Origin of the sequence: Pseudomonas sp. DSV-1 (genome assembly GCF_035830915.1) — a bacterium.
Lineage (GTDB): Bacteria > Pseudomonadota > Gammaproteobacteria > Pseudomonadales > Pseudomonadaceae > Aquipseudomonas.
On record NZ_JAYMYG010000001.1, the window covers coordinates 1,119,609 to 1,138,786 of the forward strand.

A 19,178-nucleotide genomic window follows, 5' to 3' on the forward strand; every position below is an offset into this window, starting at 1 on the left:
GGCTTGCTCGTGATGGCATCACCGCGGTTTACCTGAACCACCGCGCCGTCCGAATCGCGAGCAAGCCCGCTCCCACAGAGGCAGGAATCGCTTAACTGCTTCCCAAAAACGCCTCGCGCATCAGCCCATGACGCTGCATTTTTTCATTGAGGGTACGGCGCGGCAGTTGGAGTTCATTGAGCACTGCCTTGATATCACCTTGATGTCGGGTCAGCGCAGCACGCAGGCATTGCGCCTCAAAGGCTTCCTGTTGCGCCACCAGTGATTGCCCTGTTTCAGGGTCGTCCAGTTGCGGTTCGCTCAAGCCCAGTACGTCCCGCTCGGCAACGTTGGCCAGTTCGCGCACATTGCCCGGCCAGTCGTGGCTCAGCAAACGGGACAGTTGTGGCCCGCTCAGCGGTTGTGCGCTGCGCCCCAGGCGTTCGCCGGCACTGTGTGAAAAGGCGTCGTACAGCAATGGAATATCTTCTCGGCGCTCGCGCAACGGTGCCAGGCGCAGTTGCGCCACGGTCAGTCGATAGGCCAGGTCTTCGCGAAAACGCCCGGCGCGGGCTTCTTCGAGCAAGTCAGGTTTGGTGGCGGCAATCACCCGCAGGTTCACGCTGATGCTCTGATTGGAGCCCAGGCGCTCCAGCTTTTGCTCTTGTAGCACCCGCAGCAATTTGGCTTGCTGGGCCAAGGGCATGCTTTCGATTTCATCCAGAAACAAGGTCCCGCCATCGGCGTACTCCAGCTTGCCGATGCGCTTGCCCAGCGCTCCGGTAAATGCCCCGCTTTCGTGACCGAACAGCTCGGCTTCAAACAACTGCTCGGGGATTGCGGCGCAGTTGAGCGCCACGAAAGGTTTGTCGGCACGGGGGCCAAAATCATGCAGGCAGCGGGCGACCAGTTCCTTGCCGCTACCGGTCTCGCCACGAATCAACACATTGACCGGCAGTGGCGCCAGCTCCAGCACCTGACGGCGCAAGGTCTGCAAGCTGCGCGATACACCCAGCAAGCGCCCGTCGATCAGTTCGCGCAGGTCAGCCTGTTCGTGCAAACGACGGTTTTCGAGTACCAGTTGGCGTTTTTCCAGGGCTCGACGCAGGCTGCTCAGCAGTGCTTCGGGGCTGAAGGGTTTTTCGAGAAAGTCGTAAGCACCCTCGCGCATGGCTTCGACGGCCATCGGGACATCACCGTGGCCTGTCAGCAAAATCACCGGCAAGTCCGCATCCAGTTGCTGCAAGCGGGTCAGCAACGCAAGGCCGCCCATCCCCGGCATGCGCACATCACTGACAATCACCCCGGCAAAATGCGCAGGCAGTTGATCCAGGCAGTCTTCGGCGCAGCTGAACAACTGCACTTCAAAGCCGCTCAGGCTCAGCCATTGCTCCACGGCATTACGAATACTGGCCTCGTCATCGACCACGATCACCGAGTTGAGCATGTTTCACATTTCCTGTGCGATGGGCAGCGTCAGCGTGAATTGTGCGCCATCGGCCCGGTTGCAGGCGGTCAAGCGACCGCCGATTTCGTGAACAATGGCGTAAGACACCGCCAGGCCCAAACCTAATCCGTCACCCACCGGTTTGGTGGTGAAGAACGGATCGAAGATTTTACCCAGATGTTCCTCCCTGATCCCGCCCCCGCTGTCGCTGACCGTCAAGTGCCACAGTTGTTGATTAGCCTCGATGCGGATTTCCAGGTGTTTGCGCGGTGTGTCGAGCATGGCGTCAAGGGCGTTGCGCAGCAGGTTGATCAACACTTGTTCCAGACGGATCGCATCGCCGCGTACCCAGGCCGGGCGAATCAGATTGATCGTCAGCTCTATGGCTTCTTCCTGAAGGCGCGGCTCCAGCAACTGCAGGGCCTGATCGACCACGGTTGCCAGGTCCAGGCGCTCGCGCAAACCGCTGGGGCTCTGGCGGGCGTAAGTCTTTAAATGGCCGGTGAGTGCGGCCATGCGCTTGAGCATCTGCTCCAACGGGTCCAGGGCTTTATAGGCATCGTCGATACGGCCGTGATCCAGCAACAGACGCAAGGTCGCCAACTGCATGCGCTGGGCGGTCAGGGGCTGGTTGATCTCGTGGGCCAGCGCCGCCGACATTTGCCCCAGTGCCGCGAGTTTGGCTGATTGCACCAGGCTATCTTGCGCAGTACGCAAATCCCGGGTGCGGGCTTCGACCAGTTGCTCAAGCTCCTCACGATTGCGCTGGCGCAAACGCCCCAGTCGCCAGCGCTGGAATAAAAATAGCCCCAGAAATACCAGCGTCAGCCACAGGCCAATCGCCGCCAGTGCGGCATTGCGACTGTCTTCCGCGGCGGTCACGGGACGGCGTAGCAGGTGCAGCGTCCAGCCTTCTGCGCTCAGTGGCAACGACCCCCACAGATAATCTGCCTGGCCGTTGGGTCCGTCGACGCGGGTCAGGGAGCTGGCTTCATCAAAGCTGCGCAGGGTGTGGGTCTTCATCAGCGTCAGGGGTTGATCGTGGTACTGGCGCGTGGCGGAAATTTCGCTGCGATCGCTGTCACTCAACGGTCGCAACAGGCGATAGCGCCAGCCGGGTTGGTTGGCAATAAACACAATGCCCCGGGCGTCGCTGACCAGCAGGGTGTCGTTGCCGTGGCTCCATTCACGCTCCAGTTGCGGGAATTCAAGCTTGACCACCATCGCCCCCAAAAACCTGCCGTCGGCATCGAGCACCGCGCTGGACAGGAAGTAACCCGGTATTCCGCTGGTCACGCCCACGGCATAAAAGCTGCCGCTGCCCTGGCTGCGGGTCTGCTTGAAATAGGGCCTGAAGCCATAGTTATGGCCCACATAGCTGTTGGAGGTATTCCAGTTGCTGGCGGCGACAGCCAGGCCGGTGCTGTCGAGCAACTCCAGGGTGGAGGACTGGGCCGCACCGTTGATGCGTTCGAGCTTTTCATTGAGTGCGGCCTGTTCGTGCGCGGTCAGGGGCTTGCTTAAGGCCGTCACCAGCTCCGGGTCCAGTGCCAGTACAGCGGGCAGGGCGCGATAGCGCTCAATCAGCGTGTGCAGCGAGTTGGCATACAGGTTCAGTTGTTCAGGCCCGCGGCGGGCGCTCTCTTCCAGCGCATGACGTTCGGCCTGGCGCATCGCCCAGCCGCCAGCCAGAGCCGCTCCGGCCAGAATCAACAGGCAATACAGCGTCAAACGCAGGGTGCGAGACGTCACAGGCATAGTGGCAAACCGCTCGAATGGCAGGGCGCGAACCATATCATGACGCCAGTACCTTGCAGGAGACGGGATAACTATCTACCGCCGCGCAGGTTTTGCTCAGGGATATGTTGGCTTTCAACCCAGCGGAATCCTAGCCATGACGACGAGTTTACCCCCTGTACGCGGTCGAGCACCGTTGCTGTTGTCCAGTACGCAATGGGCGCAAAAAGAGGCGCTCACCTATCTGTCTTCAGTTGTCGAAGCCAACTTCAATGGCCTGAGCGAGGCGCATAAATTCAGTTATCCCGTGCTCTATCGCAACGCGCTGGCATCCCTCAAGGCGGTTGAGGACGAGATCACGCGGATCAAGGCCGACTTCAAGTCAACTCATCTGGCAGCACTCACTCATGAGCTCAAGGAGCTGCTGGGCGTTGATGTCGACCCCGAGCAAGCGCGGCTCCATACCCGTTACCGTGAAAATATCGAAGAGGACCTGCTTGAGTACATGACCCGCATCAGCGGTTCACCGTCTGCTGCCCGTGAGCCCAAGTTCACCTTCAGTCCCGGACGTACGCCGCGCGCACTGGAAGAGTCCAGGTTTATTGAACATGTTCGCGTGGTGTCGCTATGGGATGCCGCGTGCGAGAACTTCAGTTACAGGACTGACTCGGTATTGCTCAAGCCCTACAGCTTTGAACAAGCCAGTTACATCGACTATACCGCCGGTTTGAGGGGCAGGCCTGCCGGGCCGTTTATCCAGATTGTGCGAAAACTGGATCTGGGTGCGAAGCTCAAACAGTTGCTTGATGGCGCAACTGCGCAGGATGGCTCCTTGACGCAGCGGGTGGTTGCAGCGGCCAAAGCCGGCTTTGAGTTCGATTTGCTGGAGGCTTACCGCAACAGTTTTGTGTCGAAGGTCAACCTTACCGATTACGAGCGTTTGCTCAGCATGTTGAAGGGAGACGCTGAGCCGCACATATGGCCGGTTTCAATGGGTCTCAAACCCGTGATACCGGAGAAGTTCATCAGACACCCGGGAGGTACAGAAGAAGACTCAAAATTGCTCTTTCACGATGAAAACTACCTGGACTTCTCCGGGCGCGGCGAAATTTCGCTCCCTCTTTTCCTGATCAAGGTTCCTGAGGTGTCTGGTGTTTTCAGCTATTTCCCACAACGCCTCGGCGGAGCCCTTTTGTGGCACAAAAGCGTAGACAGCGGCTTCAAGCACTTTTTGCAGCAACTCAGGCAGGACCACAGCAAAGGTCAGCTTGGCTGGTTTGTCAGGCATCTGGGGTTGAAAGACCTGGGAGGCTTCAACAAGCTGCTGAGTGACGAGCCAAGGCCCCAGGGCATCACCTGGCTCGCGGGTGTTCTGCATGATGCTTTTCGCAGTACGTTTCCCGAGCCAGACCTGGACAGTCTGCAACTGTATGTCGAAATCGGCACAAGCGGTTCTCAACCATTGGCCAAGAGAGTTGGAGAGCGGCAGACAGCGCGGTTTCGTGACAACTTGAGCCTGTTGGCCACTAGCAAGTCGGCACTGGATTGGCAGGCTTTCAAAGAGGCATTGTCTGACATAGGCAGTGAAGTGCTGACGATGCTCACCACCCCCATGCCCGGAGGTGTATCGGGGCTCAATACAATCATGCAGGCCGCCATATTGGGTTCCCTGGCCTACAGCCTTGTGCAAGGCGTGAAGGAGGCGAGCCATGGAGAGGTCACGAACTTTGCCGGTGCATTGGCCGACAGCGCCGACTTGTTGATCAGTGCCCGCTTGGTGGGTGTGGCGGCCAAGGCTTACCGCCAGCGTATGCAAGGCCTGTGGGCCACTCTTGGTCAGCCGCGCAAGGTCACCCATCAGTCGGGTGGCGTCGAGTTGTGGCGGCCGCAGTTGAGCGCGTACCCGCACCTGCAGGCAGACGCACTCGATGGCCGGGTGCCCAACGCTGAGGGTTTGTATGACATCGATGCAAAGCGGTATGCCAAGGTTCAGGAGGGCGACAAGGCCTTGGTGGTAGAAGTCACCCATGACGCGCAGTCCGGTCTTTACGTGCTTAAAACCGATAATGCGCAGGCATTCAGGCCCGCGGTGGCGTTTGACCCCGGTCAGCAGGTCTGGCGCCTTGCGCTGGAGGATGTTCAGGGGCTGGACGACAAGCACCTGCTGCAGCGCATGTTGGCGCTGGATTTGCCTGATTCTGCTCCAGGTGACATAGAGCGCATGCTGAGCATTACCGGCACCAGCCGTGAACAGCTTGAAAACACATGGCAAGGTCAGCTTATTCCAGGCCCGCTGGCCGATGGCGTGCGTCGGCTTCAAGCTGACCGACTGATTGAGCAAATCAAAAGCGACTTTCCCCAGCGCGGCGAAATGCCTGTCAACGCTGACAGCGCAGTGTTGTGCATGCTGACACAGCTGAAGCTTTGGCCCGGGGAGACGGTGCTGGATGTGTTCAATCAGCAGGGGCATCTGGTTGAGTCGTATGGCAAGGATTATCAGCCCGGCACCCCTGTAAACCATATTGAAATCAAGCGCCTGGATCACGGTACGTATGTGGCTAGGCATGATGTCACCCAGGGCAGTGCCCAGGTCGAGCAATTGTTCACGCTGATTCTCGACCAGTTGCCCGAGGCTTCACAACTGGGCCGCGAGAGCAATCCGGACCTGAGCAAAGCAGGGCGAATTGCTTCGATACGTTGGCAAATTGCCGACCTGGCCCGAGAGGATAAGCCACTCCTGTTCAAGGCATTGACAGCGCTTTATGGGCACAAGCGCAACGATCCGATTGCCCGCTCAGACCCTGCCAAGAAGTATTTGCCTTTGCTGTACCCACCCCTTTCGGGTACCACGACGCCATTGCTGGCCAAACTTCATCAGCTTAATGCCTGGATGTCGGTGGAGAGCCTTGAACCGTTATTGGCTGCGCACCCTTTTACCCCCTCTCAGGTCACACAGGCTCTTGAGCAAGGCATGCAGCCTTTGGCGTTTGCCCGTGCAGCAAACCGCCTGCGGACACGGCTGCGGGTAGACCTTGCACTGGACGGGATCTATCACCGGCGGGCCTGGAGCCCTGACATCGATTTATGGACCCGAGAGTTCGCAACAGGGGTTTTGCGCGACAGGCTCAACCGCAGGTTGGTGGTCACGGATGTGAGTGCCCCAGCCTCAACGGATGGCTACAGCCCCACGGGGCCTGATGATCCAACCATCGTCCTGCGTCAGACTAAGGCTGGCACCTTCGAAGTTTCTGATTTTCGTCGCGGTGGCACAGTGACCATCAGTTCAACCCCTGACAGCTTCTACCTGGCGATCAACTGGGTGTTGCGAGAAAGTGAACGTTTATCGCTGGGTATGGATGGCGCTCGGGTATCGGGTCTGCGCCAGGCAGTGGGTGATGCAATGCTCGCCCGGCGACAGCCTGATGGCACCGTTAATCTGTGGGACAAGACCACTTTCCAATATGAGCGCAAAGAGGTTGTGCTGCGCGATCAGGCACCCGGTGAACTGGGTCTTTATCGTATCGATGATAAAAATTACCTGTCGCTGCATGGTTCTGTTTATCAGGTCGACTTCGACCCTGTGATCAATAAATGGCGCATGAAGCACCCGAATAAAATCGGGGTCAACGAACCGACTCTGGAGCACAACTACAACGGTGCATGGCGCCAGACAATCGAGAACCCCCTGCAGTGGGAAGGGCTCAAATTGCTGCGCCGGCTGCGAGCCCGGCCTGAATCCATCAGTGATGAAATGGGCCATAAAATCATGGCTGTGAGCAATACCAGCGAAGGTGTATTGCGTCAGATTCACATGAACAACCTCGCACCCCCGCCCTTGTTGGTGGATACCTGGAAGCGCTTCGAAATCGAAGCCGAGATTCAGCGTTTCGTAAAACAAATGCAGGCACACCATTCCCTGTCCGAAGCCCGCAGCGATATTCATCTGTTGCTGATGCAGAATTTGCCCGGCTGGCCTGCGGACAAGGTACTTCAAATTGTCGACTTGCAAGGTAATACGCTGCAGGAATACGGGGCCGACCTGAGCAACACCGCACCTCGGATCAGTGTGACGATCAATGAGACCGATAACGCCAGCCTGTTGCTGCGCGCGCTGCTCTCGCGCATGAATCAGGCCGATACATTGAGCCTGCTGGGCGAGTACCACCCCTCTATCGAGGAGCGCATGCTGGCGCTGGCTAAAAAAGTTGCCGCCCATGCGCTTGCGCGCCAGGCCCCGGTGTTCAAGTCACTCTATGGGCGCCTGGAGCGCAGTTCGGATCCGCACGTGAGACTGGTTCAAAAAAATTATCCAGATCTTCCCAAAAGCATCATCGAACATTTGCTCCGCCACACCTCCGCCCCCGAGCGAACCAACTACTTCGATAAAGAGATGATTGCCCCGCGTTTTTCGGAGCAGGTCGGCTGGACGGCCAGAGAGGTGCGGCTGGCCCGCGCTTACGAAGGTTTGTATATCGGGGCCACGGCAACTGCGGACAGTGAAATGCTCACACTGCGCATGCTGCAGTCCTTGTCGGGCTGGCCAGCGGGCGCAAGGCTTGAGGTTCGCCGCAATGGTGTCAATGGTCAGTTGCTCGACAGTATCGGTGCCGCTGATGCTGACAGTTCACGGGTGTTGGTCAAGACAGGTAACCAGTATCAGGCCTGGTCGCCAGACGGGCAGGCACTTAATGCACCGTCTGCAACCGACAACAATTTGCTGTCCTCCATTTTGTATTCACTCACCCCGGCAGAGCGTGCGGCCATGGATGTCCCGGACGTGGGTGACACGGCAACGCTGGCTAAAAAAATCAGTGATCAGGCGATCAAGGACCGGATAAATGTCCAAGCCCTGTTGGGGTTGGAACCACCTGCACCGCCGCGCAAACCGCCGATGGACCTGGGCAGGTCGTTCATCGCTTATCCACTGACAATCAGCATGGGGGGCTCGGACCACTCTCTGTATTTGATCCGTGAAGCACAATATCTGTACCCCACATGGAGCTATCACAAGATTGTCGACTATCTGGACGCATTGGGCGGTACTGAATCTTCTCGGCGTGCCCATGTGGCGGTGAGCCGGGCGCAGTTCGAGACCATGCAGGTTGAGCTGGATGGGTGGGCGCAAATCCAGCTGTACCCTAGCGGTACTTCTCATATGGCGATGGCAATGCCGGGCCACAGGCTCCAGGTGTGTGAGCGAATCTTGCAGGCCTGGCGCAGGGAAACCCAGATAGCCCGGGACAATGATGGCAATGTTATTGGGCCCATACTCGACTTTTATGGCCTTGATGTGGGTGACCTGCCAGCACTGACAGGCAACTTGAGTCATATCCGGGTACTGCGAATGGACTGCATGAATTTGCGCAGCGGTTCTGGAGAGTTTCTGAATGGTTTTCCGCATTTACACACGCTGAGCTTGTCTGGTAACCGTCTGCGCGATATTCCTTCAGCGATTGCAGGCATGACTCAGTTGAGGTCACTCGACCTGTCGGGCAATCGCCTTGTACTGACCTCCGACAATGTTCAGCGGCTTGCGTCTTGCTCAATGCTTGAAGTATTGAGCCTGGAAAACAATCCGCTAGGAATTGCACCCGATGTGAGTCAGATGTCCGGCTTGCGCACCTTGAACCTGCAAAACACAGGGATTACTCAGTGGCCCAACGGGTTATGGGCACTGACTCAGGTTCGATGGGCCAACCTTCGCAATAACCTGATTCGCGACATTCCAGATGCCGTTTTCAGCGCCCCTCCGACAACTACGGCCAACAGCGTTACCAGTGTTTCCGGTAACCCGATTTCTGCACAAAGCCGTGACCGGATCATCGCTTACTGGGTCCAGGGCGGCAGTGACTTTGGCTATGGTCCATCGATTGCCCATGCCATTGATCATGCTCAGGCACAGGCGTCGGTAAACGATGTTGCGCCGTGGCTGCCCTTGGGCCTGACCGGTGCGCAAAAGCAGGCCAGGACGCAGCAGTGGGCGTTGTTGCGAGGATCCGGGGGGGCAGCCAAGGATTTTTTTGAAACCCTGGCTTTATTCGCCACCAGTCAAAACTTGATGGTGCCTGCCGTGTGGGAGCAACTGACAAATCGGGTGTGGGTACTCGTTGATCAGATGCTGGCGAACACGCAACTGCGTGATGCGCTGCTGACCCGGGTCTTTCGTGAAGAGCGAAGCTGCGGTGATGGTGCCATGGTGCTGTTTGAGAACATGGAAGTAGAAGTGCTGATTCATGAAGCTCTGAATAATACAGGTCAGGCCCAGCGCGAAGCGGAGCTTTTCAAACTGGCCAAACGGCTATTCCGTTTAAGGCAGGTCGACCAGGTTTCAGATGCCGAAGTCCGCAGGCGGGTCGCGGCAGGCGGTAATCCTGATGCCGCTGAAGTCATCCTGTTTTATCGGGTGAAACTGGCAGGTGACCTTGATTTACCGACCCGTGCGCGGTCTATGTTGTACGAGTCCACGGCAGGGGTTTCTGATCAACAAGTCACCGAGGCCAGAGACAGTATTCTGGCTATGGATGGTAGCCCGGCGTTTATGCATTCGATCATGTACGAATCGTTTTGGCGCCGTTTTCTGGAAAGCACACACGCAGACCGTTTCGCTGCCATCGAAGCGGATTATCAGCGGGACTACAAACAACTGGCCGAAGAGCCGGGGCTTTCAGATCAGGTGGAGTTGCAAAGAGGAGCAGCGCTTACAACCGACCGGGATCAGAGAGTCAATGTGCTGATCGAGGAGCTGACGCTTAAGGCCTATGAGTCCAGTGAGTAATTGAGCTGCAGTCAGGCGACAGGGGGCGTGCCCCCCCTGATGGCCACTACCGTCAGCAACTGCCCTTCAAGCAGGCAAAATTGTGCGTCCAGCTCACGGCCCTGTTGCCATTCGGGTGACAAGTCGGTGAGCAGGCGCAGGCGCACCAGGCCTTCTGGGGTCCAACTCAGCACTTCAGCGTGCTCAAAGTAGAAGCGCTTTTGCACCAGCGGGTACAACGCCTTGAACAGGCTTTCCTTGACTGAAAACGTCAGCGTGATCAGCAGCGCAATCTGCTCTGCAGGCACGCTGGCCATGCGTGCAAGCTCATCGGGGGTGAGGATTTCCTTGGCCAGACGCTGGGCGCGCTCGGTAGTGAGCAGTTTTTCCAGATCGATGCCCAGCCCCTGCCATTCACTTTTCAGGGCCACCAGTGCCCCGGCACGGCCATTGCTGTGGGTGATGGCGCCACTGATATGGGCCGGCCAAATGGGCGCGCGGTCTTCACCCATGCCGGGCGTGGCGCAGGTGCCATCCAGTTGCAACAGGGCTGCGCGGGCGCAAAGACGCCCGGCCAGAAATTCAGCTTGGCGTTTGGCCACTGAGCGTTGAATACTCGCAGGCATCTCAATGGCACTGCGGGCAAAATCGTCGTCTTCAAGCTGTGCAGGGATAAAGTCGGTACTGAGCCATACACTGGCGGGCAGTATGTGCGGCAACGGCCAGTCAGCGCGCAGCGGCGTGCAGCAGGCAGGCAAGGCGGGGAGTCGGTTCATGGCAGGCATTGTGCGGGGCTTGGTACGGCTGTGCAATTGTTCAGAGTATGTTCAGGGCGCACGACATACTGTGTGCAGTCAGGGACACACGTCCTTCGAGACGCGGATTTTGCTTGGGAGAGCGCGATGAAATTGTTGGTGGTTGAAGATGAGGCGTTGCTGCGCCATCACTTGCAAACCCGACTGAGCGAAAACGGCCATGTGGTCGAGGCCGTTGCCAATGCCGAAGAGGCGTTGTATCAGAGCGAACAGTTCAATCATGACTTGGCCATGATTGATCTGGGGTTGCCGGGAATGAGCGGGCTGGAGCTGATTCGCCAGTTGCGCGCACGGGGCAAGACGTTCCCGATCCTGATTCTGACGGCTCGCGGCAACTGGCAGGACAAGGTCGAAGGGCTGGCTGCCGGCGCCGACGATTATGTGGTCAAGCCGTTTCAGTTCGAAGAGCTGGAAGCACGGCTCAATGCTTTGCTGCGTCGCTCCTGTGGCTTTACCCAGTCGACTATCGTGGCAGGTGCGCTGGTGCTGGACATCAACCGCAAGCAGGCACTGCTCGATGATGAGCCGCTGGCGCTGACGGCCTATGAGTACCGCATTCTGGAGTACCTGATGCGCCATCACCAGCAAGTGGTGGCCAAGGACCGCTTGATGGAACAGTTGTACCCGGATGACGAGGAGCGTGATCCGAATGTGATTGAGGTGCTGGTAGGGCGCCTTCGTCGCAAGCTTGAGGGGGCAAATGGCTTTAAACCGATCGATACCGTGCGTGGCCTGGGGTACCTGTTCACCGAGCGCTGTCGATGATTCGTTCGCTACGCGTTCGATTGATGTTGGCGGCCACGTTGTTGGCCGTGTTGTTTATGCTGGCGCTGTTACCGGCCATGCAGGGGGCGTTCAGTCTGGCCCTCAAGGACGCCATAGAGCAGCGTTTGGCGTCTGATGTCACCACGTTGATTTCGGCTGCCAAGGTCGAAAAAAACCATCTCAAAATGCCCGTCCTGTTACCGGATGAGCAGTTTGACCTGCCGGACAGTCGCGTTCTCGGCTATGTCTATGACCGCGAGGGGCACCTGGTGTGGCGCTCGCGGGCAACGCAAGAAGAAACCATCAACTACAAACCGCGCTATGACGGGCGAGGCAACGAATTTGCGAGCATTCGCGAAGCCAATGGCGAAGAATTTTTTGTCTACGACGCCGAGGTGAAGTTGCTCGGCGGCAAGAGTGCAGCCTTCAGCTTTGTTGCCTTGCAACCGATGCGTGAATACAACCTGACGTTGGCAGGCTTGCGCGAAAACCTTTACCTGGGGTTTGGCGCAGCATTGATTGTGCTGCTGGCATTGCTATGGATTGGTCTGACGTGGGGGTTACGCGCCTTGCGACGTTTGAGTCAGGAACTGGATGAAATTGAAACCGGCGAACGGGAAAGCCTCAGCGAGCAGCACCCTCGGGAGTTGCTGCGTCTGACCGGCTCGTTGAACCGTTTGCTGCAAAGCGAGCGCGAGCAGCGTACGCGTTATCGCGACTCGCTCGATGACCTGGCCCACAGCCTGAAAACTCCCTTGGCGGTGTTGCAGGGTGTGAGCGAAAGCATGGCCCAGCGCCCTGCAGAGCGCGAGCAGGCCTGGGTGCTGCAAAGCCAGATCGAGCGCATGAACCAGCAAATTGGCTATCAGTTGCAGCGTGCCAGTTTGCGCAAAAGCGGCCTGGTCCGCCATCAGGTCGAACTGCTGCCGGTGGTGCGCAGCCTGTGTGACACGCTGGGCAAGGTGTATCGGGATAAAGGGGTGAAGGTCAGTTTCGACATTCCGGAGCTGAGCCATGTACCGATCGAGCAGAACGCCTTGCTGGAGTTGCTGGGTAATCTGCTGGAAAACGCCTACCGGCTGTGTCTGAGCCAGGTGCGGATCAGCCTGCACCGCAATGTTCACGGTATTGAGGTCTGCGTTGAAGACGATGGCCCGGGGGTGCCGCCCGATCAACGCGCGCGGATCCTGCAACGCGGCGAGCGCCTGGACCGTCAACATGCGGGGCAGGGCATCGGGCTGGCTGTAGTCAAGGACATCATAGAAAGCTATGACGCCACCCTGACGCTCGAAGACTCGTCACTGGGCGGGGCGGCTTTCCGGATTCATTTTCCGACCGAGTGAAACCCATGTGGGTGCGAACTTGCTCGCGATGGCATCTCCACGGTCATTCAGACAAACCGGGTAGCCTGCATCGCGAGCAAGCCCGCTCCCACGAGATTTCGGATACAGACAATCAGGCGGATATCCGCCATCTCATCCGCTTCAAGTTGCCCAATGGGCGGAATCCCGCCAAGTCCTTTCCTTGAAAATCAAACCGCAATTTCCTGCAGGGGCATGTGCTATGGGCCTTTGAGGGGCTTTTGCCCAATGTGGCCCACGGCTTGCAATAAGTGCGAGAGGTCTGCCGGTAGAGCAGCTCCAACAACAAATCCCTCCAAGAAGGAGGGTTCGCGCTTTGGGTATCGCCAGTCTCAGACGGAATGATGACTGAGTGATGCACTTGAGGAACTTTGCAATGACGACTCGTCAGCCACTGTACAAATCCCTGTATGTGCAAGTGATCTTAGCGATCGCTATCGGCATCTTGCTGGGCCATTTCTACCCTGAAACCGGTGTTGCACTTAAACCGCTGGGTGATGGTTTTATCAAACTGATCAAAATGGTCATCGCGCCCATTATTTTCTGTACGGTGGTGAGCGGTATTGCCGGCATGCAAAGCATGAAGTCGGTCGGCAAGACCGGCGGCTATGCGTTGCTCTACTTTGAAGTGGTGTCGACCATTGCCCTGCTGATTGGCCTGATTGTGGTCAACGTGGTTCAGCCTGGCGCGGGCATGCACATTGACGTGTCGACCCTGGACGCCAGCAAAATTGCCGGTTACGTGTCGGCAGGCGCAGACCAGAGCATCGTAGGCTTTATCCTCAACGTGATCCCGTCGACCATTGTTGGCGCCTTCGCCAATGGCGACATCCTGCAAGTGCTGATGTTCTCGGTGATCTTCGGTTTCGCCCTGCATCGCCTGGGTGCCTACGGCAAGCCGGTACTGGACTTCATCGACCGCTTCGCCCACGTGATGTTCAACATCATCAACATGATCATGAAGCTGGCGCCAATCGGTGCGCTGGGTGCGATGGCCTTCACCATCGGCGCTTACGGCGTAGGCTCGCTGGTTCAGCTGGGTCAGTTGATGATCTGCTTCTACATCACCTGCGTGCTGTTCGTGCTGATCGTGCTGGGCGGTATTGCCCGCGCTCACGGTTTCAGCGTTCTGAAACTGATCCGCTACATCCGTGAAGAGCTGCTGATCGTACTGGGTACGTCCTCGTCGGAATCGGCCCTGCCACGCATGCTGGTGAAAATGGAGCGTCTGGGCGCGCAGAAGTCCGTGGTAGGTCTGGTGATCCCGACCGGCTACTCGTTCAACCTCGACGGCACTTCGATCTACTTGACCATGGCGGCCGTGTTTATCGCTCAAGCGACAGACACTCATATGGACATCACGCACCAGATCACGCTGCTGCTGGTGCTGTTGCTGTCGTCCAAAGGTGCTGCAGGCGTGACCGGTAGTGGCTTTATCGTACTGGCGGCAACCCTGTCGGCTGTAGGTCACTTGCCGGTTGCTGGTCTGGCGCTGATCCTGGGCATCGACCGCTTCATGTCCGAAGCCCGTGCCTTGACCAACCTGATCGGTAACGCGGTGGCAACCCTGGTTGTGGCCAAGTGGGTGAAAGAGCTGGACACTGACAAGCTGCAGGCAGAGCTGAACTCTGGCGGTCGCCCGCTGGACGACACGCGTCCGCAAGACGACCTGGGTGTGGCTGAAGGCCCGGCCCCGGTGTTGCTCAAGTAAGCTTGAGTGAATAAAAAACCCATCTTCGGATGGGTTTTTTTATGCCTGCTTATTCGACCCGGGTTTGGCCGCTGAAGACCAGTGTCTGGCGGCAGCGTCTGCACAGGTAACCGCGCCCCTGGTTGACCAGGGCATGGCGCTGGGCCGAGAACGCAAAGTCGCTCTGCGGACAAGGGCAGCGGTAGATGTAACGCGTGGCGCTGCGCCGCTTGATGGCGTAGGTATGGCAGCGATTGGGCGGCAATTCGTACACCCCGCGCATGATCAATTGCCATTCTTCGCCATGGGGGGCGATGCGGTCGCCAAACAGTTGGTGGGCGATCAAGTGGGCGACTTCGTGGGGGACAGTTTGCTTGAGGAAATCTTCGCTGTTTTCTCGGTACAACTGTGGGTTGAAGCGCAGCAGGTTTTCGTGCAGATGGGCGACACCGGCTTTTTGTCCGCGCAGCTTGAAGCTGACGACGGGGCGTTTAAAGGAGCGTTTGAAAAATACTTCGGCCTGTTGGAAACAGTCTTCGACGCGGGTATTGAGTGACTCGGGCATGCGGTTCGGTTCTCCAGAGCAGGCGATTATGCCGCAAGCGGTGGGGGTTCCGAAGTATCAAGGTGCCGAGTGGTCATGCGGCAAACGGTGTAGTCGCTGCCGCAGGCTGCGATGGGTTGCGAAGCGACCCGTTCTTAAAGGTCCTGCGGCCCTTATCGCAGCCTGCGTGCGCCATCTAGTTGGTGTAGACCGGCCCTACGCCCAGCCCCCAGACAATCACGGTAAACGCCATGATCGCCACCAGTACCACCAGGCCGACCGCCAGTACCGAACTTGAAAACAGAAAGCCTTCGTCAGGGTCAATGTTCATGAAGGTCGGCAGGCCCACGTAGAGTAAATACACGGTGTAGCAAATGGCTGCAGTGCCCACCATCATGCCCAGCCACATGTGCGGATAAAGCGCCGCCAGCCCCCCGATAAACAACGGTGTCGCCGTGTAGGTGGCAAAGGCCACGCAGCGCGGAAGGCTGGGTTGTGCATCGTAAGTGCGGGCCATCCAGTGAACAAACGCACCCATCACACCCACGCCCGCAAGCATTGCGACGTAGGACATCAGGGTCATCCACAACGCGCTGTCCAGGGTCAGCATCACCGGCGCGCGAGCACCGATAACCCAGCCCACCTGGGTGGTACCAATAAATGCGGAAATGGCCGGGATCGCAGCCAGAATCAATGTATGAGTGAGGTACATATGGCCGATGCTTTCTTCTGCATCGCCACGGATTTCGCGCCACTCTTTATCGGGGTGGGTGAAAAGGCCCACAACGTGATGGATCATGGCTTTCGCTCCTGTATGAGACGCATCGCCCCCAGCGGGACGCGTGCCGGTCGCGCAGCCAATACGTATCTAAGCGGTGGGAGTGCGGCCTTAAGCACCAGTATAGGGAACCTGTAGTCCCACAGAACCGGCCCTTTAGAGCATATTGTGCTGTCAGACTCAGGCTTATCGCATTGGAGTCTTTAGGCGGGCAAAGGGGTTCGTCGGCCGGGTTTTTTTGGGTAAAATCCCCGGTTTTGGTCTCGACTCGCGGAATCGAAGCGCTATGAGCACTCTTTCGGTCTTTCAAAACAAACTCCAGAAACGTCTGCGTCGATTGACCGGTGAGGCTGTAGCCGACTTCAACATGATTGAGCACGGTGACAAGGTGATGGTCTGTCTCTCTGGGGGCAAAGACAGTTACACGCTGCTCGATGTGCTGCTGCACCTGCAAAAAGTCGCGCCCATCCAGTTCCAGATCGTGGCCGTGAACATGGACCAAAAGCAGCCCGGTTTCCCCGAAGACGTGCTTCCGGCCTATCTCAAGTCCCTGGGCGTGGAGTACCACATTGTTGAAAAAGACACGTACTCGCTGGTCAAGGAACTGATCCCCGAAGGCAAGACCACCTGTTCGCTGTGCTCGCGCTTGCGCCGTGGCACTCTGTACACCTTTGCCGATCAAATCGGTGCGACCAAGATGGCCTTGGGGCATCATCGTGATGACATCGTTGAAACCTTTTTCCTGAACATGTTCTTCAACGGCACCCTGAAGGCGATGCCGCCCAAGCTGCGCTCCGATGACGGGCGTAACGTGGTGATCCGGCCCCTGGCGTACTGCAACGAGAAGGACATCCAGGCTTACTCCGACTGGCAGAAGTTCCCGATCATTCCTTGTAACCTGTGCGGTTCCCAGGAAAACCTTCAACGCCAGGTCGTCAAGGACATGCTCCAGGAGTGGGACCGCAAGACGCCGGGGCGCACCGAGAGTATCTTTCGCAGCTTGCAGAACGTGAACCTGTCGCAGTTGGCAGATCGCAATCTCTTTGATTTCGCGAGTCTGAAGATCGACGACACGGCCGCGTCGCGATTCGTTAACCTGCTAAACCTGTAATTTGCCGAGGAGAGGGCATGCGCGACTACAAATGGCTGCACGAATATTGTTTGAACCGTTTTGGTTCGTCAGCCGCACTGGAAGCCCAATTGCCCGTTCCGAGAACCCCGGAACAATTGCGCCAGATCAGCGATGATCGCTACCTGTCGACCCTGGCCCTGCGGGTTTTTCGTGCCGGGCTCAAGCACAGTGTGGTGGATGCCAAGTGGCCGGTGTTTGAAGAAGTGTTCTTTGGTTTTGACCCGGAAAAAGTGGTGCTGATGGGCGCCGAACATCTGGAGCGGTTGATGCAGGATGCGCGGATCATTCGCCATCTGGGCAAGCTTAAAAGTGTGCCGCGCAATGCGCAGATGGTGCTCGATATCGCACACGAACACGGCAGTTTTGGCGCGTTTATCGCCCAGTGGCCAGTGACCGATATCGTCGGGTTGTGGAAATACCTGGCCAAGCATGGGCATCAGTTGGGCGGTTTGTCGGCTCCACGCTTCTTGCGCATGGTTGGCAAGGACACCTTTGTGCCCAGCTATGACGTGGTGGCTGCGCTGAACGCGCAGAAGCTGGTGGACAAGGCGCCTACCAGCCTGCGGGACCTGGCGATTGTGCAAAATGCATTCAACCAGTGGCATGCCGAAAGTGGCCGGCCGATGTGCCAGCTGTCACAAATGCTGGCGTTTACGGTGAATCATTAAGCAGGTTTTGCGAGCGGCATAAAACCTGTGGGAGCGAGGCTTGCCCGCGATGGCAGCGCCTCGGTTTGACTGGCAAACCGAGTCGACTGCATCGCGAGCAAGCCCGCTCCCACACGCTCTTACGCGCCTTCACCACTCAGTCGCCGGTCCAGCTGGTAACGCCAGCGCACAAACAGCATCGCGCTGATGAACACGGCCACACTGGCGGCAATTTCCAGCAGGCCGAACACCTGGCGATTCGGATCGAACGCCGCCAACGCCCCCTTGATCAGGTACAGGTTGACCACGTAGCAGGTGAACGAATGCCCGCGCGGGCTGCCTTTGAGCATGCCCGGTACCAGAAACATCAGTGGCACCAGCTCGATCAGCAGAATCACCCAGGGACGCGCGCCATGCAGGTCAGCGAAGATCAGGTAATAAGCGCAGAGCAAGCCGATCAGGCCAAAGAAACACACCAGGCTCAAGACGCGCATCAGCCGCACTCGCGGCTCCAGCCACTCGATGGGCGGCAGCACTTTTGGCTTTTTAGCCACGGGTGGTCTCCAGTTTCAAGGCGATAGTGGCCAAGCGCTGACCCAAGGCACGGCACAGGGTGATTTCGTGTTCATCCAGCCCGCGCTTGCCGTCGGCGCCCGCGTGGTGACTCGGGCCATAGGGCGTGCCGCCAGCCGTGGTGTGCAGCAAGGACGACTCGCTGTAGGGCAGGCCGGTGACCAGCATGCCGTGGTGCATCAGCGGCAGGAGCATCGACAGCAGGGTGCTTTCCTGGCCACCGTGCAGGCTGGCGGTGGAGGTGAACACGCCCGCCGGCTTGCCGACCAGTGCGCCGGTCAGCCACAGGTTGCTGGTGCCATCCAGAAAGTATTTCAGCGGTGCAGCCATGTTGCCGAAACGGGTAGGGCTGCCCAGGGCCAGTCCCGAGCAGTTTTTCAGGTCGTCGAGGCTGGCGTACAGGGCGCCTTCTTCCGGAATGCTCGGGGCCACAGCTTCACATTCGGCGGAGATGGCCGGTACGGTGCGCAAGCGCGCCTCAAGGCCGCCTTGTTCGATACCGCGGGCGATTTGCCGGGCCATTTCGCCGGTCGAACCATTGCGGCTGTAATACAGAACCAGAATATAAGGCGCGCTCACGGCAGGATCTCCAGGACTTTTTCAGGAGGTCGGCCAATGACGGCCTTGTCGCCCACGACCAGGACCGGCCGTTCGATCAGCTTGGGATGGGCAGCCATCGCGTCGATCAACTGTGCCTCGCTGAGGCTGGCATCTGCCAGGTTGAGGGCCTTGTACTCGTCTTCGCCGCTGCGCAACAGTTGGCGTGCGCCGATGTTCAGCTTGGCCAGCAGGTCGCGAATTTGGGAGGCGTCCAGTGGCGTGTCGAGGTAGCGCACCACGGTGGGCGTCAGGCCTCGGGCTTCGAGGAGTTCGAGCGCACCGCGGGATTTCGAGCAGCGCGGGTTGTGATAAAGCGTCAGATCGGTCATGTGCGGGTCGCATCTTGCGTAAGGTGG

14 protein-coding genes are annotated in these 19,178 nt (G+C 58.2%); 6 read left to right on the top strand and 8 right to left on the bottom strand.

Features of this window, described 5'->3' with window-relative positions:
- Window positions 1-91: 91 nt before the first annotated feature.
- Window positions 92-1,426 carry a sigma-54-dependent transcriptional regulator gene (locus tag VSQ83_RS05360; RefSeq protein WP_326425597.1) on the bottom strand — a complete coding sequence of 445 codons (1,335 nt, stop codon included), beginning with the start codon at window positions 1,424-1,426 and terminating at the stop codon, window positions 92-94.
- A gap of 3 nt (window positions 1,427-1,429) precedes the next feature.
- Window positions 1,430-3,184, bottom strand: a complete 1,755-nt coding sequence (locus VSQ83_RS05365) for a sensor histidine kinase (protein ID WP_219260744.1) — start codon at window positions 3,182-3,184, stop codon at window positions 1,430-1,432.
- A gap of 136 nt (window positions 3,185-3,320) precedes the next feature.
- Between VSQ83_RS05365 and VSQ83_RS05370 the strand changes: the two genes are divergently transcribed.
- Window positions 3,321-9,938: an NEL-type E3 ubiquitin ligase domain-containing protein gene (locus VSQ83_RS05370; RefSeq protein WP_326425600.1), complete on the top strand. Its 6,618-nt coding sequence runs from the start codon at window positions 3,321-3,323 to the stop codon at window positions 9,936-9,938.
- Between the two features lie 11 nt (window positions 9,939-9,949).
- Here the strand turns inward: VSQ83_RS05370 and VSQ83_RS05375 are convergent, their stop codons facing one another.
- A complete protein-coding gene (locus tag VSQ83_RS05375) occupies window positions 9,950-10,693 on the bottom strand; it encodes a 4'-phosphopantetheinyl transferase family protein (protein WP_133075769.1) in 744 nt (247 codons plus the stop codon).
- Window positions 10,694-10,819: 126 nt separating this feature from the next.
- Between VSQ83_RS05375 and VSQ83_RS05380 the strand changes: the two genes are divergently transcribed.
- From VSQ83_RS05380 to VSQ83_RS05390, 3 genes are all read left to right on the top strand, one after another.
- Window positions 10,820-11,497: a response regulator gene (locus VSQ83_RS05380; RefSeq protein ID WP_019827760.1), complete on the top strand. Its 678-nt coding sequence runs from the start codon at window positions 10,820-10,822 to the stop codon at window positions 11,495-11,497.
- Window positions 11,494-12,840, top strand: a complete 1,347-nt coding sequence (locus VSQ83_RS05385) for an ATP-binding protein (protein WP_133075768.1) — start codon at window positions 11,494-11,496, stop codon at window positions 12,838-12,840. The genes VSQ83_RS05380 and VSQ83_RS05385 overlap by 4 nt, the downstream gene beginning before the upstream one ends.
- A gap of 394 nt (window positions 12,841-13,234) precedes the next feature.
- Entirely contained in the window at window positions 13,235-14,569 is a 1,335-nt protein-coding gene (locus tag VSQ83_RS05390) for a dicarboxylate/amino acid:cation symporter (protein WP_019827758.1), read from the top strand.
- A gap of 49 nt (window positions 14,570-14,618) precedes the next feature.
- Here the strand turns inward: VSQ83_RS05390 and VSQ83_RS05395 are convergent, their stop codons facing one another.
- Together VSQ83_RS05395 and VSQ83_RS05400 are read right to left on the bottom strand one after the other, a co-directional pair.
- Window positions 14,619-15,113, bottom strand: coding sequence for a SprT family zinc-dependent metalloprotease (locus tag VSQ83_RS05395; RefSeq protein WP_133075767.1), 495 nt, complete (start codon window positions 15,111-15,113; stop codon window positions 14,619-14,621).
- A 175-nt stretch (window positions 15,114-15,288) separates the two neighbouring features.
- On the bottom strand, window positions 15,289-15,891 hold the full coding sequence (locus VSQ83_RS05400; RefSeq protein WP_019827754.1) for a Yip1 family protein: 603 nt from the start codon (window positions 15,889-15,891) through the stop codon (window positions 15,289-15,291).
- Between the two features lie 265 nt (window positions 15,892-16,156).
- Here VSQ83_RS05400 and ttcA point away from each other — a divergent pair, with 265 nt between their 5' ends.
- Together ttcA and VSQ83_RS05410 are read left to right on the top strand one after the other, a co-directional pair.
- Window positions 16,157-16,981, top strand: a complete 825-nt coding sequence (gene ttcA / locus VSQ83_RS05405; protein WP_133075766.1) for a tRNA 2-thiocytidine(32) synthetase TtcA — start codon at window positions 16,157-16,159, stop codon at window positions 16,979-16,981.
- A 17-nt stretch (window positions 16,982-16,998) separates the two neighbouring features.
- Entirely contained in the window at window positions 16,999-17,670 is a 672-nt protein-coding gene (locus tag VSQ83_RS05410; RefSeq protein WP_219260742.1) for a DNA-3-methyladenine glycosylase I, read from the top strand.
- A gap of 119 nt (window positions 17,671-17,789) precedes the next feature.
- Here VSQ83_RS05410 and VSQ83_RS05415 read toward each other — a convergent pair whose 3' ends face one another.
- The 3 genes from VSQ83_RS05415 to arsC are packed head-to-tail and all read right to left on the bottom strand — an operon-like array spanning window position 17,790 to window position 19,151.
- On the bottom strand, window positions 17,790-18,203 hold the full coding sequence (locus VSQ83_RS05415) for a DUF2069 domain-containing protein (RefSeq protein WP_326425603.1): 414 nt from the start codon (window positions 18,201-18,203) through the stop codon (window positions 17,790-17,792).
- Complete coding sequence (gene wrbA, locus VSQ83_RS05420; protein ID WP_326425605.1) at window positions 18,196-18,801, bottom strand: NAD(P)H:quinone oxidoreductase; 606 nt, start codon at window positions 18,799-18,801, stop codon at window positions 18,196-18,198. The genes VSQ83_RS05415 and wrbA overlap by 8 nt, the downstream gene beginning before the upstream one ends.
- Window positions 18,798-19,151: an arsenate reductase (glutaredoxin) gene (gene arsC, locus VSQ83_RS05425; RefSeq protein WP_326425607.1), complete on the bottom strand. Its 354-nt coding sequence runs from the start codon at window positions 19,149-19,151 to the stop codon at window positions 18,798-18,800. The genes wrbA and arsC overlap by 4 nt, the downstream gene beginning before the upstream one ends.
- Window positions 19,152-19,178: the final 27 nt, after the last annotated feature.

Coding starts and splice junctions, on each gene's coding strand:
- VSQ83_RS05360 (WP_326425597.1), bottom strand. CDS start 1,426: ATGCTCAACTCGGTGATCGTGGTCGATGACGAGGCCAGTATTCGTAAT.
- VSQ83_RS05365 (WP_219260744.1), bottom strand. CDS start 3,184: ATGCCTGTGACGTCTCGCACCCTGCGTTTGACGCTGTATTGCCTGTTG.
- VSQ83_RS05370 (WP_326425600.1), top strand. CDS start 3,321: ATGACGACGAGTTTACCCCCTGTACGCGGTCGAGCACCGTTGCTGTTG.
- VSQ83_RS05375 (WP_133075769.1), bottom strand. CDS start 10,693: ATGAACCGACTCCCCGCCTTGCCTGCCTGCTGCACGCCGCTGCGCGCT.
- VSQ83_RS05380 (WP_019827760.1), top strand. CDS start 10,820: ATGAAATTGTTGGTGGTTGAAGATGAGGCGTTGCTGCGCCATCACTTG.
- VSQ83_RS05385 (WP_133075768.1), top strand. CDS start 11,494: ATGATTCGTTCGCTACGCGTTCGATTGATGTTGGCGGCCACGTTGTTG.
- VSQ83_RS05390 (WP_019827758.1), top strand. CDS start 13,235: ATGACGACTCGTCAGCCACTGTACAAATCCCTGTATGTGCAAGTGATC.
- VSQ83_RS05395 (WP_133075767.1), bottom strand. CDS start 15,113: ATGCCCGAGTCACTCAATACCCGCGTCGAAGACTGTTTCCAACAGGCC.
- VSQ83_RS05400 (WP_019827754.1), bottom strand. CDS start 15,891: ATGATCCATCACGTTGTGGGCCTTTTCACCCACCCCGATAAAGAGTGG.
- ttcA (WP_133075766.1), top strand. CDS start 16,157: ATGAGCACTCTTTCGGTCTTTCAAAACAAACTCCAGAAACGTCTGCGT.
- VSQ83_RS05410 (WP_219260742.1), top strand. CDS start 16,999: ATGCGCGACTACAAATGGCTGCACGAATATTGTTTGAACCGTTTTGGT.
- arsC (WP_326425607.1), bottom strand. CDS start 19,151: ATGACCGATCTGACGCTTTATCACAACCCGCGCTGCTCGAAATCCCGC.